The sequence below is a fragment of the Cellvibrio sp. UBA7671 genome (assembly GCA_002483145.1).
In the GTDB taxonomy this organism is placed as follows: domain Bacteria; phylum Pseudomonadota; class Gammaproteobacteria; order Pseudomonadales; family Cellvibrionaceae; genus Cellvibrio; species Cellvibrio fibrivorans.
In genome coordinates this window covers 217,715-231,214 of sequence record DLHJ01000013.1, presented here as the reverse complement: position 1 = coordinate 231,214, position 13,500 = coordinate 217,715, and the positions used below count along the sequence as shown (strand labels likewise).

Annotated in this window: 15 protein-coding genes; 10 read left to right on the top strand and 5 right to left on the bottom strand. The window is 50.0% G+C overall.

What is annotated here, in order from left to right; translation table 11 throughout:
* The first annotated feature begins 191 nt into the window (after nucleotides 1–191).
* Both B4E62_RS11545 and B4E62_RS11540 read left to right on the top strand, forming a co-directional pair.
* On the top strand, nucleotides 192–1,448 hold the full coding sequence (locus B4E62_RS11545) for a glycerophosphodiester phosphodiesterase family protein (protein ID WP_331352171.1): 1,257 nt from the start codon (nucleotides 192–194) through the stop codon (nucleotides 1,446–1,448).
* A 120-nt stretch (nucleotides 1,449–1,568) separates the two neighbouring features.
* Nucleotides 1,569–1,829 carry a TIGR03643 family protein gene (locus tag B4E62_RS11540; RefSeq protein WP_331352170.1) on the top strand — a complete coding sequence of 87 codons (261 nt, stop codon included), beginning with the start codon at nucleotides 1,569–1,571 and terminating at the stop codon, nucleotides 1,827–1,829.
* A 17-nt stretch (nucleotides 1,830–1,846) separates the two neighbouring features.
* Here B4E62_RS11540 and B4E62_RS11535 read toward each other — a convergent pair whose 3' ends face one another.
* Nucleotides 1,847–3,055 carry an SAM-dependent methyltransferase gene (locus B4E62_RS11535; RefSeq protein WP_331352169.1) on the bottom strand — a complete coding sequence of 403 codons (1,209 nt, stop codon included), beginning with the start codon at nucleotides 3,053–3,055 and terminating at the stop codon, nucleotides 1,847–1,849.
* A gap of 298 nt (nucleotides 3,056–3,353) precedes the next feature.
* A complete protein-coding gene (locus B4E62_RS11530; protein ID WP_310074127.1) occupies nucleotides 3,354–3,521 on the bottom strand; it encodes a CsbD family protein in 168 nt (55 codons plus the stop codon).
* A 301-nt stretch (nucleotides 3,522–3,822) separates the two neighbouring features.
* Between B4E62_RS11530 and B4E62_RS11525 the strand changes: the two genes are divergently transcribed.
* The 3 genes from B4E62_RS11525 to B4E62_RS11515 are packed head-to-tail and all read left to right on the top strand — an operon-like array spanning nucleotide 3,823 to nucleotide 6,812.
* Complete coding sequence (locus B4E62_RS11525) at nucleotides 3,823–4,389, top strand: GbsR/MarR family transcriptional regulator (protein ID WP_331352168.1); 567 nt, start codon at nucleotides 3,823–3,825, stop codon at nucleotides 4,387–4,389.
* A gap of 25 nt (nucleotides 4,390–4,414) precedes the next feature.
* Nucleotides 4,415–5,782, top strand: coding sequence for a cytochrome ubiquinol oxidase subunit I (locus tag B4E62_RS11520; RefSeq protein WP_331352167.1), 1,368 nt, complete (start codon nucleotides 4,415–4,417; stop codon nucleotides 5,780–5,782).
* 10 nt (nucleotides 5,783–5,792) lie between these two features.
* Nucleotides 5,793–6,812: a cytochrome d ubiquinol oxidase subunit II gene (locus B4E62_RS11515; RefSeq protein ID WP_331352166.1), complete on the top strand. Its 1,020-nt coding sequence runs from the start codon at nucleotides 5,793–5,795 to the stop codon at nucleotides 6,810–6,812.
* Nucleotides 6,813–6,852: 40 nt separating this feature from the next.
* Here the strand turns inward: B4E62_RS11515 and B4E62_RS11510 are convergent, their stop codons facing one another.
* Together B4E62_RS11510 and B4E62_RS11505 are read right to left on the bottom strand one after the other, a co-directional pair.
* The gene (locus tag B4E62_RS11510) at nucleotides 6,853–7,320 is read right to left on the bottom strand and encodes a DUF2721 domain-containing protein (RefSeq protein ID WP_331352165.1); all 468 of its coding nucleotides are present in this window, start codon (nucleotides 7,318–7,320) and stop codon (nucleotides 6,853–6,855) included.
* A gap of 50 nt (nucleotides 7,321–7,370) precedes the next feature.
* Nucleotides 7,371–8,045, bottom strand: coding sequence for a GntR family transcriptional regulator (locus B4E62_RS11505; RefSeq protein WP_331352164.1), 675 nt, complete (start codon nucleotides 8,043–8,045; stop codon nucleotides 7,371–7,373).
* A 351-nt stretch (nucleotides 8,046–8,396) separates the two neighbouring features.
* On the opposite strand from B4E62_RS11505, the gene B4E62_RS11500 reads away from it, so the two are divergent.
* The 5 genes from B4E62_RS11500 to B4E62_RS11480 all read left to right on the top strand — a co-directional run bounded on the left by B4E62_RS11500 (nucleotide 8,397) and on the right by B4E62_RS11480 (nucleotide 12,894).
* Complete coding sequence (locus B4E62_RS11500) at nucleotides 8,397–9,449, top strand: porin (RefSeq protein WP_331352163.1); 1,053 nt, start codon at nucleotides 8,397–8,399, stop codon at nucleotides 9,447–9,449.
* 30 nt (nucleotides 9,450–9,479) lie between these two features.
* Nucleotides 9,480–10,166 carry an isochorismatase family cysteine hydrolase gene (locus tag B4E62_RS11495; RefSeq protein ID WP_331352162.1) on the top strand — a complete coding sequence of 229 codons (687 nt, stop codon included), beginning with the start codon at nucleotides 9,480–9,482 and terminating at the stop codon, nucleotides 10,164–10,166.
* 69 nt (nucleotides 10,167–10,235) lie between these two features.
* Nucleotides 10,236–11,816 (top strand): hypothetical protein, encoded by a 1,581-nt coding sequence (locus B4E62_RS11490; protein WP_331352161.1) that lies wholly within the window; start codon nucleotides 10,236–10,238, stop codon nucleotides 11,814–11,816.
* A 13-nt stretch (nucleotides 11,817–11,829) separates the two neighbouring features.
* Nucleotides 11,830–12,513 carry an isochorismatase family cysteine hydrolase gene (locus tag B4E62_RS11485; protein WP_331352160.1) on the top strand — a complete coding sequence of 228 codons (684 nt, stop codon included), beginning with the start codon at nucleotides 11,830–11,832 and terminating at the stop codon, nucleotides 12,511–12,513.
* 9 nt (nucleotides 12,514–12,522) lie between these two features.
* Nucleotides 12,523–12,894 (top strand): cupin domain-containing protein, encoded by a 372-nt coding sequence (locus B4E62_RS11480; RefSeq protein WP_331352159.1) that lies wholly within the window; start codon nucleotides 12,523–12,525, stop codon nucleotides 12,892–12,894.
* 148 nt (nucleotides 12,895–13,042) lie between these two features.
* On the opposite strand, the gene B4E62_RS11475 is transcribed toward B4E62_RS11480, so the two are convergent.
* Complete coding sequence (locus B4E62_RS11475) at nucleotides 13,043–13,471, bottom strand: hypothetical protein (RefSeq protein WP_331352158.1); 429 nt, start codon at nucleotides 13,469–13,471, stop codon at nucleotides 13,043–13,045.
* Nucleotides 13,472–13,500 lie beyond the last annotated feature (29 nt).

Below are 13,500 nucleotides of genomic sequence, written 5' to 3'. Positions count from 1 at the left end.
TCATAAAAACTGTACCTAGCCTAACCTAAATTGCAGATTTTGGTATTTCATGATATTTCAGCCTAATGCGACAGAGCACACAAAACCATCAGCCATCGCGAAGCTGTCATCAAATCGGCAAATTACCTTCATATTAGCGCGCTAGGGTTACACCGCTATCTATACAACCCAACCCACTAAAGGAGGTTTCCATGCTGCGCCAAATCCATCTGCTCACCAGCGCCTTGATGCTGACATTTATTATTCCCTTCACCGCTTGTGCCCACGGCGACAGGGACGACCAACGCTATAAAGATGACGACAAAAACTCCAGCATCCAGCTCGGCCCGCGTCCCTATTTTTTAGTGAATGATATGGACGAAAGCGCGCTGAAAAAGAAATTGCAGAGCTGCGTTAACAGCCCAGCAAAAAAAACCAATTTCTCAATTGGCCACCGCGGCGCACCCTTGCAATTTCCTGAGCACACCAAGGAATCTTACGAAGCTGCAGCCAAAATGGGCGCCGGCATTTTGGAGTGCGATGTCACCTTCACCAAAGACAAACAACTTGTGTGCCGTCATTCACAATGCGACCTGCACACCACTACCAATATCCTCGCCACACCACTCGCCAGCAAATGCAGCCAGAATTTTTCACCCTTTGATCCAGTGAGTGGTAAAGCGGCAAGCGCCAATTGCTGCACCAGCGATATCACCTTAGCCGAATTTAAAACTCTGCAAGGAAAAATGGATGCATTTAATCCAAAAGCCCTTAGCGTCGATGAATATTTAAAAGGCACCGCCAATTGGCGTACCGATTTATACGCAAACAAAGGCACATTGCTTACTCATGCCGAAAGCATCCAATTATTTAAAAGACTCGGTGTGAAAATGACCCCCGAACTGAAATCAGCCAGTGTAGCCATGCCATTTGAAGGCACCTACACCCAAGCGATGTATGCACAACAATTAATAAATGAATATAAAGCCGCAGGTGTAAAAGCACGCGATGTGTGGTCGCAATCATTCGACATTCAGGATGTGCGCTACTGGATAAACAACGAACCGGAATTTGGCAAACAAGCAGTGTATTTGGATGATGCCAACACCATTGCCGATGTACCAACGGCAATCGATTTACAAATGTATGCCGACGAGGGATTTAACATTGTCGCTCCACCGATATGGGTACTGCTGGCACTGGACAACAACAATAAAATTATCCCATCCGAATACGCGCGCAACGCCAAAAAAGCGGGCCTGAAAATGATTACTTGGTCATTTGAGCGCTCGGGCCCACTCAAAAACGGCGGCGGCTGGTATTACCAAACGGTGAATCCAGCAATCAATAACGACGGCGACATGATGGATGCGTTACATGTGTTGGCCAAGGATGTCGGCGTAATTGGCATCTTCTCTGATTGGCCAGCAAGTGTTAGTTATTATGCGAGCTGTATGAATTTGAAATAACAACAAATGATAAGAAAATAAAAAGCCCCGCTCATCGCCGATGATCGGGGCTTTTTATTCTGTACTTGTGATCCACAATCCCAAAAACGCGTACCAGTAGCAAACCATACAGATACCGCAATGAATCACGACACATCACTCACTCAAGCTGACATCTCGCGCATTATTGAAATGGCCTGGGAAGATCGCACACCTTTTGAAGCCATAAAAACACTCTACGGTTTAGGCGAGCCGGATGTGCGCGTATTGATGCGGCGCGAGCTGAAGCCCGCATCATTTCGCCTGTGGCGTGAACGCGTTAGCGGACGAAAAACCAAACATCTACAGCTGCGCTCGCCTGAGATTAATCGCGGCTACTGCCCGACGCAATACAAACGCTAACTCAACCCTCGACGCAGCTAGTTCTGCAGCAGTGTTTCCAAACAATGCTCTTCAATTCCGTAAAACGTTTTGATCGCTGCAATCTGCTGTAATACTTCTGTATTGTCACGCACGGTTTTCCGCTTCTGCGCCAAGATCATTTTGTTTTTGCTGGTATGTTCGAGCGAAATAAATTCAAACACTTTGGTGTCATAGCCATTGGCTTCCAGCAATAACGCGCGCAAGCCATCGGTCAGCATTTCTGCCTCTTGCCCCAAATGAATGCCGTGTTGCAATACAGGCGCAAGCAACACGGGGCTTTTTAATTGCGGACGGATTTGTTTGTGGCAGCAAGGCGAGCACATAATAATCTCGGCACCGGTGCGAATCCCCATATTGAGCGCGTAGTCGGTAGCGGTATCGCAGGCGTGTAAAGCGATCATAATATTGATGTTCTGCGCGGAGAAATGTTGTACATCACCCTGCTCGAATTTAATGCCAGTCAGCGATAATTTTTGCGCAGTTTGATTGCATAAATCCACCAAACCTTGTCGCAATTCCACACCAGTTACTTGTGTTTTTACACCCACATTGGCCGTCAGATAATCGTGCACCGCAAAGGTCAGATAGGCTTTTCCCGATCCAAAATCGGCGATATGCAATTCTTCGCGCTTATCAAGTCCAGTTTGCTGGATTGCGGTAGAAAGCACCTCAATGAATTTATTAATCTGCTTCCACTTGCGGGACATAGCCGGAATGATCTGTCTACTCGCATCTGTAATTCCCAGCTCACGCAGATAAGGGCGATCTTGCTCCACATAGCGCAGCTTATTGCGATTGTGCGCCAACTCAGGCGGCACAGCCCTGCTATCGCCGGTCGGTGCTGAATTTTTGTTGCGGTTTTTATTGATCAACACTTTGCCTTTTTTGCTAAAACTCAGTTGGGTTTCCCATTCGTCGCTAATCATGTGGGCATTGTGAAATTCACTACCGAGCCACTGTCGCAACTGCACAATCGCCGCTTCGATAGCCAAATTTTTAGTCACATGGTTGGTGCGATACTCGTACAAAAACGATAGAAGTTGCTGGTCTTTAATCTGCACCGGGCGAATCGTGATGCGATTTAAATCCACCTCTGCGCCCTTGTATTTGGATAACACCAGGCGCTGCAGGGTACCGGCAGTAAACGCCTGCAGGCAGTCAGCGAGGAAGCTATCCAGTTCCGCTGAGGATTTGGTATCGATCATAAAATTACTCAATAAAATGGGGCGAGTGAAAGATTGCGTGGGAATTTTACTACAGCAACCCATGCACCACTAAATAAACTTCACCACTTACAAAAGCTGCTGCTCATAAGCAGGCATGACAAAACGGCATTGGGTATCAGCAGGAGCTCGCAAGAAAACCTTATTAGAAAAGGAAGGGCATGCGGAAGAACATCTAAGGGAGGGCATAAAAATGCAGGGAATTAGTCGTTGGGCAGGAGACTAACGCAATCCATTGCGTCGGGATGAACAAAGTTTTCCATCACTTTTGGTGGAGCATTTACTTGTGATTATCTTTCAAATCACCGATCCCTTTTTGGACTTTGCCTTCAACTTGTTTGGCGATGCCCTTGGCTTGCTGTTTTTCGCTGCCAATAACTTCACCGGTTTTTTGCTGCACTTTACCTGCAGCCTGCTTCACTGAGCCTTTTACTTGATCTTTGTTCATGATGATTATCTCTCTATGAATTAAGTTCAATACGGGAGCCATAGATAACAAGCAACTCCCCTTTTTATCCCCTTATCGACCTCTAGCTTAAATAGCTAATGTGATCGAGTCCGGGATACAACAAGCCCACTATAGAAAGAAAAACACCCCGGTTCGGTGCGGCAACAAACATAAAAAAGGGATTCAACACCCTTGGAAGCAAAGCATCCGCAAGAACTAAAAACAGGCAAAGCTTGACCAGAATCAAATAATTCTGTAATTTCAGTAAATACTGAAATTACAGAATATCCGGAAGACCTATATGACGACTCCCCTTACCCCCATGATCCAATCCTGCATCCTTCACTTTGGCGAAATGGGCAGCCGCTGGGGGATCAACCGCACAGTCGGGCAGATGTATGCCCTGTTAGTCTTAAGCAAAGAGCCGTTGTGCGCCGATGACATCACCGAAGCACTCGGCATTTCCCGCTCTAACGTGAGCATGGGATTAAAGGAATTAATGTCTTGGGAGCTGGTTAAGCTGCAACACCGGCCGGGCGAGCGCAAAGAATTTTATTCAGCACCGGGAGATGTGTGGGACATTGCCAAGACCCTGATTGAGCAGCGTCGCAAACGTGAAATTGACCCTACGTTATCAACGCTGCGCAATTTGTTGATTGATACCCCCGCTAACGCCGAAGAAGAATATGCGCAGCAGCGCATGCGCGAGATGCACGAATTAATTGAAATGCTCACTCTCTGGACACAGGAAATCCAGCGCCTCGATTCTGCCCAACTTGGCAAATTACTCAAGCTCGGCAGCAGCATCGGCAAAGTATTGGATATGAAAGACCGTTTATTGGGCGGTAAAAAAGAATCAACGAAGTGACCGTTTCATCATCGAGGTAACCGACATGCTCGAAACACTCATGCTCTCACGCATACAATTCGCGGCGAACATTTCCTTCCATATTTTATTTCCCTCTATTTCCATCGCACTCTGTTGGTTTTTATTTTATTTCAAGGTCCGCTACAACCGCAGCGGCGACGAAGTCTGGATGCGCGCCTATCGATTCTGGGTAAAAGTATTTGCCTTGACGTTTGCACTGGGTGTTGTCAGCGGCATCACAATGAGCTTTCAATTCGGTACCAATTGGCCAGGCTATATGGAAACCGTGGGCAATATTGCCGGGCCATTACTCGGCTATGAAGTGCTGACGGCATTTTTTCTCGAGGCAACATTTTTAGGCATTATGTTGTTCGGGATTAATAAAGTATCCAACCGCGTGCACACACTTGCGACTTTTTTGGTGGCATTCGGCACCAGCATGTCGGCCTTCTGGATTATTGCATTGAATTCATGGATGCAAACCCCCACCGGTTTTGAAATGCGACTAGTCGGCGACACCATGAAAGCCTTTCCGCTGGATTGGTGGGCAATTATTTTTAATCCATCTATGCCCTATCGTTTAGCACACATGTTGATTGCATCCGGTTTAACTGCTGCATTTTTAATTGCCGGTATCTCTGCGTATCGCATATTAAAAGATGACCACAAACCGGCACCGCGCCTTGCGCTAAAGAATGCCACTATCGCTGCTGCGTTTTTAATTCCCCTGCAAATATTTTTAGGGGATATGCACGGGCTCAACACCTTACATCATCAACCTGCAAAAATTGCGGCGATGGAGGCGGTGTGGCATACGGAAAAAAATGTGCCCTTGGTGTTATTTGCCATTCCCGACAAAGAAACCCAAAGCAATAAATACGCAATTCAGATTCCTAACATGGCGAGTATTATTTTAACGCACACCAGTGATGGTGAACTCAAAGGATTAAATGAGTTTCCCGATGCACACCCACCCGTTGGACCGCTGTTTTATGGCTTCCGCATCATGGTAGGTGTGGGCATGCTGATGCTGTTAGTCTCATGGATTGGCTGCTGGCAAATTTATCGCCGCAATGAAATATCGCCGCTGATGCTAAAAGTATTTGTCGGCATGACATTCTCCGGCTGGATTGCGACGCTGGCAGGTTGGTACGTCACCGAGATCGGCCGCCAACCCTGGTTAGTGACTGGCGTATTGAAAACCGTTGATGCCGTTACCACAACACCCGCGAGCAATGTCGGCACCTCCCTGGCGATTTATTTAACGCTCTATGTTGTGTTGCTGATTGCCTATATCCGCACCTTGTTTGTGATGGCAAGAAAAGCCGTGCTAGTAGATCGCCCTGAAGAAATTGACACCCTGCAAGAAAAACTCGTCGAAGAAAATTTGTGAGGAATGAATCATGACTGATATCAGCACTTTATCTGGCGAGGCGTTTTGGTTACCCGTTATTTTTATTGGTTTGATGGGGCTCGCATTTTTTATTTACGCAATTCTCGATGGCTACGATCTTGGTGTCGGCATTTTATTGCCAAAAGATTCCGAGGCGCAGCGCGATACCATGATCGCCAGTATCGGCCCTTTTTGGGACGCCAATGAAACCTGGCTGGTGTTAGGCATAGGCATTTTATTAATTGCGTTTCCGTTGGCGCACAGCATGATTTTATTGAATCTGTATTTACCGGTAACGGTCATGCTCGCCGGTTTAATCCTGCGCGGAGTCGCGTTCGACTTTCGCGCTAAAGCACCGGAGGATCACAAGGAATTATGGGATCGCACATTTCAAGTTGGTTCACTGCTCGCCACCCTGGCACAAGGTTATATGCTTGGCCTTTTTGTGATGGGTTTTGAAGATACCTTGGCTGCGCATCTATTTGCCGCGCTCAGCGCAATTTGTGTGACGGCCGGTTATACTTTTATCGGCGCCGCCTGGTTGGTAATGAAAACAGAAGGGGATTTACAAAAACGCGCCGCATGGTGGGCGCGTCGTTGCGCGTGGTTAATGCTATTGGGAATTGTTGCGGTATCCATAGTCAATCCACTCGTCAGTGATATTATTTTTGATAAATGGTTTGGCACACCTTTGGTTATTATCTTATGGGTGATCCCGGTATTTTGTTTTGTTCTGTTTTTTATTGCAGATCGCTACTTAAGACGCGCACCTTATCCTAACGATTTTGGCTGCTGGATTCCTTTTGCGTCGGCCGCGATGATTTTTTTGTTAAGTTTTATCGGTTTGGCTTACAGTTTTTATCCCTATGTTGTGCCAAATAAATTGGATATCTGGCAAGCCGCCAGCGCGCCGGAGTCGCTGATGTTTATTTTGTATGGCGTAATCGTGGTACTGCCCACTATTCTCGGCTACACCTTTTTTTCGTACAAAGTATTTCATGGCAAAGCGACGCAGTTGAAGTATTACTGAGGCAGGAGCATTTACCTTCAGTAGGATCATTGAATCCAGATTATTCGGCAGGTTTGATAATCTGGATTCGCACGGTGCGCGTTGCGAGGTGAACTTCTCGCAAAAAATAACCCAGCCCGACAATTAAGGTCAGGGTTGACGCGGTAAATAAAAAGCTAATTACCCATTTAAATTCCGCCTGCAATAACACTTGCAGAAAAATCACCGCAATCACAGTGCAGACCAATAATGCTGAACAAGTACAGGCGGTAATTGCCAGGCTAGCGTAATGACGGCGACGCTCAAGGCGACTCAATTCTTTTTGAAAAATATCGGGATTATTTTGCAAATGCAGCGGCAGTTCTTGTTCGGTAAGACTGCGCCCGCGATCAATGATGCGCGCGAGCCGGGCTGCCATCACATTCAATAAACCGGCGATACCGGTCAATAAAAATACCGGCGCAAGCGCGAGCTGAATCGCATGAGCGACATCGCTAAAGCTCATAATCACTTCTGGGGCGGAACTCATTAGCTGTCTCTCAGAAATTTTTTCAGTGTTAATTCATTAGACCGCGCCAGCTAGGACTTATGCCGCTTGATCGCCTGCTGCAATTGGCTCAGTGTCACGCTGCGCGCCAGGTCCTGGCTTTTGCGGATATGTTTGGTCATGGCTTTGCGCGCCTGGGTTTTATTTTTGGCGCGGATTAATTGGCAGATGGCAAAATGTTCTTCACAGGTTTCAATTACTGATTGACGATCGGGAAAGCCCAAGCGCCGCAGGATGCGGATATTGTTGTTGATATCGCGCAGATAATTCGCGAGCACCGGGTTGCCGCTGCCGATGGCGATGCCGATGTGAAAGGCTTCTTCGCGCGCCTTTATTTCTTCCATATCCAATTCATCATCCAGCCGCTCGGCATTCCAATCTTCTTGCAGCGCATCCAGATCCTCATCTTCCATATGATCGCAAGCGAGTTCGACCGCGCTGGCTTCAAGCATGATGCGTACATCGTAATACTGGCTGATGGTTTCTATATCCACCGAGCGCACAAAACAGCCCTGCTTGGGCATGATGGTGATTTGGCCTTCAGTTTCCAAACGCTGTAACGCGGCGCGCACCGGGGTGCGGCTGACTTGGAAATCCTCGGCGATTTCAGATTCAGTAAGGCGCGTGCCGGGGTAGATCTCAAAATCGATAATCTTTTGTTTCAACTGGTCGTACACCAGTTGTGCCGCTGATTTGGGGGTTGTCAAAACACCTGCTCCGTTTGCTGATCTGCGTTTGCTAACACGTAGGTAGTTGCATGGTAGTACTTGCATGGTAGGCGAGCACCTGCACCTTGTAAACCAAGGCCGCTAGCGCCTTAAAGTACCGCACTTATCGCCCTGCGGCGGTGCAAGATGCCAAGACAAAGCATTGGTTTAGTGCTGACCGCTGCCCGTTCACCTACCTCATATTCGCTGAAACCTCCGCATCTTCCCACCAAATTCCTCAAGTAATTCATCTGCTTAGCCTTAGGGTTTTAGCTCATTTTTCGAGCTGGCACACCTTATGCTAAACACATCGTTGTATACAACGATGAATAAATTACTGAGGAGATAGTCATGATAATAGTGCCAAGAAAAATCCTGAAAAGCCTATTTGCCGGTACCACCAGCCTTGTCCTGATACTCATCACCAACACCGCCATCGCCCAATCGTCCGTTGTATTCAAGGGCGAGCTGGATGTTTACGCCAGCGATTATGAACCAGCCGGTGATGACGATGCGGAAAGCACCCAAGGCATCCAATCCAACGGCATGACCACCTCCTGGCTGGGCGCCCACGGCAAACATGAACTGGGCAACGGACTGACCGCCATCGCCGCGGTGGAGATGTTTTTCCAACCCGACTCCGCTGAGCAGGGGCGCTTTGACGACGATATCTTTTTTGCCCGCAGCGCCTATGTCGGTCTGGCGGGTGACTTTGGCGAAGTGAAAATGGGCCGCACCACCAGCCTCTATTTTTTATCGACCATTTTGTTTAACCCCTTTGGCGACTCCTTTGCCTTCTCGCCGATGATCCTGATGGGATATGGCGGCGGCGGGCTTTATGGCGACACCGGCTGGAGTGATTCAGTGGTCTACAGCTTGCCCAAAATGGGCAATTTCACTACCAGTGTCGCCTACGCCTTCGGCGAGGAAGAGGGAGATACCAGCACTAACAAAATCGCTGCCAATGCCTTTTACACATCCGGCAATCTTGGCCTGACCGCCGCCGTGCAGAAAGTTTCCGGTACCCAGCCGGGCGCAACCAGTTTGCCTATGGATGACAGCCAGACCGCCGCCATTGCGGGGCTGAGTTATGCCATCGGCAAAAGCACGGTTTATGCACAGTACCAATTGCTGCGCGATGAGCTTGCCACCGGCGATATCGACCGCGACACGCTAGTGCTAAGCGCCTCTATTGCCGCCGGCCCCGGCTCCGTCTACCTCAGCTACGGCTTGACCGAAACCAGCACCGCAGCTGACGAGTATGACCGCAATATCTACACCCTGGTCTACAACCTGCCGCTGACCAGCCAGTTCGATATCTACTCAGCCTATACCAGCGATGACCCCGACCTGGCCGAGCAGACCGGCCACACACTAGGCGTCGGCGCCCGCTTCCGTTTTTAACCTTCTACTGATGTACAGGAAGAATCGCGTATGACGACCTACCTCTTGCCTGCCGAACCAGCGCCACTGGTGCTGGAATTCGCCAAAACCGCGCTGGTGATTATCGATATGCAGCGCGATTTTCTCGAACCCGGAGGCTTTGGTGCGAGCTTGGGTAACGATGTGAGCCTGCTGCGCTCGGCGATCGCCCCCTGCCAACAATTACTGGCGGCAGCGCGCGCGGCGAAGTTGCTCGTCATCCATACGCGGGAGGGACACCTGCCGGATTTAAGCGATGCCCCGCCCGCCAAGATCGAGCGGGGCACACCGGCCTTGCGCATCGGCAGCCCCGGCCCTATGGGGCGGATCCTGATCCGCGGCGAACACGGCCACAGCATTATTCCCGAACTGGCACCGATCGACGGCGAAATTGTGGTCGATAAACCGGGCAAGGGCGCGTTTTATCACACCGAGCTGGGCGAGCTACTTAGGGAACGCAAGATCGAAAACCTGCTGGTATGTGGCGTCACCACCGAAGTCTGCGTGCATACCACCGTGCGCGAGGCAAACGACCGCGGCTATCGCTGCGTGGTGGTGAGCGATGCCTGCGCCTCTTACTTTCCTGAATTCCACCGTGTGGCCGTTGCGATGATAGCGGCACAGGGCGGCATTTTCGGCTGGGTCGCCACCACCGCACCCCTTGTCAACGGCATCCACCGGGCACACCACGCGGCATAACAATTATCGCTGGCGCCTTTTACCGCAATATCAATTAACAGGCCTACTACAACTTTGGAGGGTACCGCTATGCAAACTATCAAACCCGCGCTTTGGGTACCGGGCGATTGGAACGCCTTGTTCGGTTTTGGCACCAATATCCTAGTTAACCTGCTGGTACTCACGGGCCTGCTGCGCTTTGTATTGCAGATGCCCGACGACATCGTCTTTGGCCGAATACTACCTGCGGTGGGGCTAATGATGTGTTTGAGCACGCTCTATTACGCTTACCTCGCCTACAAGCTGGCGAAAGAAACAGGGCGCACCGATGTCTGCGCCCTGCCTTCGGGCATTAGCGTGCCGCATATGTTTGTGGTGGTGTTTGTGATTATGCTGCCCATCAGCCTCACCACCGGCGACCCCATCAAAGGCTGGGAGGCGGGTCTGACCTGGGTGTTTGTGCAGAGTTTTGTGCTGATGATCGGTGGCTACATCGCCCCTTATATCCGCAAAATTACCCCGCGCGCCGCACTGTTGGGAACTCTGGCCGGTGTGTCCATTGCGTTTATCTCGCTGCGCCCGGCGCTGGAAATGTTTATGACCCCCGTGATTGGCGTAGTCTGTTTTGCCATTATCTTATTGAGCTGGTTTGGCGGGGTGCGCTATTTCAAAGGTATTCCTGCAGGCCTGGTAGCCATTGCAGCGGGAACTTTAATCGCTTGGGGCTCAACCGCTATCGGCCTCAATTTTGGCGGACTCACCCTGCAGGGGCTGACCCAATCGCTCACCAGCTTTGGCTTCTCGGTGCCCGTGCCCGCCGTTGGCCATGTGTTTTCCGGGTTTGAATTTATCGGGATCATCCTCGTCACCGCGATCCCCTTCGGCATCTACGATCTGGTCGAAGCTATGGATAACGTGGAGAGCGCCGCCGTGGCCGGCGATAGCTACCCCACCACCCGCGTGCTCACGGCCGACGGCGTGATCAGCCTGATCGGCTGTTGCATGGGCAACCCCTTTATCAACGCGGTTTACATTGGCCACCCCGGCTGGAAATCCATGGGCGGCGGCATTGGCTATTCCGCAGCGACGGGCATTGCGGTGCTGGTGCTCTGTTGGCTGGGCATTATTGCGGTGTTTTCCTCGGCGATTCCGCTGGTGGCCATCTCGCCCATCCTGCTCTACATCGGCATGCTGATCGGTTCGCAAGCTTTTCAGGAAAGCCCCAAATCCCACGCGCCCGCGATTATTGTTTCGCTCATGCCGCACCTCGCCGCCTGGGGCAAATTGCAAATCGATAACGTACTCGGTGCAGCGGGCACCAACGCCGCCGCCGTCGGGCTGGATAAGCTCGCGCAAAACGGAGTGCTCTATGAAGGATTATCGGTACTGGGCGGCGGCGCGATTCTCGGCGGCTTGATGCTCGGCGCCATTACCGCGTTTATTATCGACCGCAACTTTATCAAGGCAGGGTGGTTTGCCTGCGCCAGTGCAGTGCTGACGTTTTTCGGATTAATGCACGGTGAAGCGATTGGCATTGCGGAATCACCCACGGTTGCCTTCGCCTATCTCGCGGTTGCGGGTGTTTTATTTGCCTGCGCTAAATTCAGTGTGGTATCGACCAAAGCGCCGGCAGAAGATCACGAAACAGAAATCATTGAGCCAGCACATTGATTAAGGAGCGATTATGTCGATTTATTTAAACAGCACACCCTACAAATGGCCCTACGATGGAGATCTACGCCCGGAAAATACCGCGCTGATTATTATCGACATGCAAACGGATTTTTGCGGCAAAGGTGGTTACGTGGACACCATGGGGTACGACATCAATTTAACGCGCGCACCGATTGGACCATTGCGGAAATTATTGCCGGCGCTGCGCGCCGCCGGCTTCCACATTATCCACACCCGCGAAGGACATAGGCCGGACCTCGCCGATTTGCCCGCAAACAAACGCTGGCGCTCACGCCAAATCGGCGCAGGCATTGGCGATGAAGGTCCCTGCGGAAAAATTTTAATTCGCGGCGAACCGGGTTGGGAAATTATTCCCGAGCTGGCACCTATCGCAGGCGAGATTATTATCGACAAACCCGGCAAAGGTTCTTTCTATGCAACGGATTTGGAAATGGTGCTGCATCTGCGCAGCATTAAAAATATTATTCTCACCGGCATCACCACCGACGTGTGCGTTCACACCACCATGCGCGAGGCAAATGATCGCGGTTTTGAATGCGTGCTGCTGAGCGACTGCTGCGCCGCAACCGACCCCGCCAATCATGCGGCTGCATTGGCGATGATCCACATGCAGGGCGGCGTATTTGGTGCCGTCGCCACTTCAACCGATTTACTCGCCGCACTGGAAACCTAGGAGAAACGCATGGAAGAACACGCGGAAAAAAAATTGGTGTGGAGCGATTTATTAGCAATGGATTTCGATTCACCCACATTGCATTGGCAGGACTTTCGCAAAGGAGTAGACATGCTGCCCCTCCACGGGGACCCAACGAAAGGATGCTCCTGCGCCCTGCTCCGCTACCAACCCGGCGCCCACATTCCGCGCCACTTGCATGTAGGTATGGAATTTTTATTAATCCTGCGCGGCAGCCAACGCGATGAACGCGGCCAGTATCACGCAGGCACTTTTTTAATTAATCCGGCAACGAGTAGCCATGAAATTTTTAGCGAGGAAGGTTGTGTGGTGTTAGCAGTGTGGGAAAAGCCGGTGAAGTTTATAAGTGCTGCAGACTAGAATTGTAGGGGCGCCGCTTGCTGCGCCCAACCCAATCCACCAGATAAAAGAAAAAGATCAAACAAAAAAACAGGGCGCAGCAAGCAGCGCCCCTACGTGGCAGTTTGTAACTCGTGGTTTTGTGGAATACTTATGCGTAGCAGATTTATTATGATTTTTTTGTTTTCAGATAATGCCGAAAACTAGTCCATAGCTCAATTAGAGCCAGCAAGACCAATGAAATTGAGCTAGCGTATGCCAGATAACCACCGAGCAGTATTTTTTCAGACCAAAACGTAACACTAAATATTACATAAAGTGCAGCACAGCTAAAAAGCAAGAACCCGGCAGCTGTTTTAATTTTTGTAGGACTTTTTCGCGTTGCAAAAAACATAGCAAATGGGGCTATTAAAGCCAGAGCATTTAGCCATGAACCAACCTCCTTAGACGACTTAAATACATATTGTTTTTCTACAACCTTTTCAAATTGTGCTTCAGCATCTTGTTTGTCACTCGTTGTGCATTGCGATAGTGGAAAAAATAGACAGCACATTAATAATACGGAGAAAAAGAACTTTAGTTTTACGATAACGGTCATTTCTTTTTCCTGCTAAACGTTAGGCTCAG

Bases quoted from the DNA above. Each gene is read 5' to 3' on its own strand.
- B4E62_RS11545 (WP_331352171.1), top strand. From the start codon at position 192: ATGCTGCGCCAAATCCATCTGCTCACCAGCGCCTTGATGCTGACATTT.
- B4E62_RS11540 (WP_331352170.1), top strand. From the start codon at position 1,569: ATGAATCACGACACATCACTCACTCAAGCTGACATCTCGCGCATTATT.
- B4E62_RS11535 (WP_331352169.1), bottom strand. From the start codon at position 3,055: ATGATCGATACCAAATCCTCAGCGGAACTGGATAGCTTCCTCGCTGAC.
- B4E62_RS11530 (WP_310074127.1), bottom strand. From the start codon at position 3,521: ATGAACAAAGATCAAGTAAAAGGCTCAGTGAAGCAGGCTGCAGGTAAA.
- B4E62_RS11525 (WP_331352168.1), top strand. From the start codon at position 3,823: ATGACGACTCCCCTTACCCCCATGATCCAATCCTGCATCCTTCACTTT.
- B4E62_RS11520 (WP_331352167.1), top strand. From the start codon at position 4,415: ATGCTCGAAACACTCATGCTCTCACGCATACAATTCGCGGCGAACATT.
- B4E62_RS11515 (WP_331352166.1), top strand. From the start codon at position 5,793: ATGACTGATATCAGCACTTTATCTGGCGAGGCGTTTTGGTTACCCGTT.
- B4E62_RS11510 (WP_331352165.1), bottom strand. From the start codon at position 7,320: ATGAGTTCCGCCCCAGAAGTGATTATGAGCTTTAGCGATGTCGCTCAT.
- B4E62_RS11500 (WP_331352163.1), top strand. From the start codon at position 8,397: ATGATAATAGTGCCAAGAAAAATCCTGAAAAGCCTATTTGCCGGTACC.
- B4E62_RS11495 (WP_331352162.1), top strand. From the start codon at position 9,480: ATGACGACCTACCTCTTGCCTGCCGAACCAGCGCCACTGGTGCTGGAA.
- B4E62_RS11490 (WP_331352161.1), top strand. From the start codon at position 10,236: ATGCAAACTATCAAACCCGCGCTTTGGGTACCGGGCGATTGGAACGCC.
- B4E62_RS11485 (WP_331352160.1), top strand. From the start codon at position 11,830: ATGTCGATTTATTTAAACAGCACACCCTACAAATGGCCCTACGATGGA.
- B4E62_RS11480 (WP_331352159.1), top strand. From the start codon at position 12,523: ATGGAAGAACACGCGGAAAAAAAATTGGTGTGGAGCGATTTATTAGCA.
- B4E62_RS11475 (WP_331352158.1), bottom strand. From the start codon at position 13,471: ATGACCGTTATCGTAAAACTAAAGTTCTTTTTCTCCGTATTATTAATG.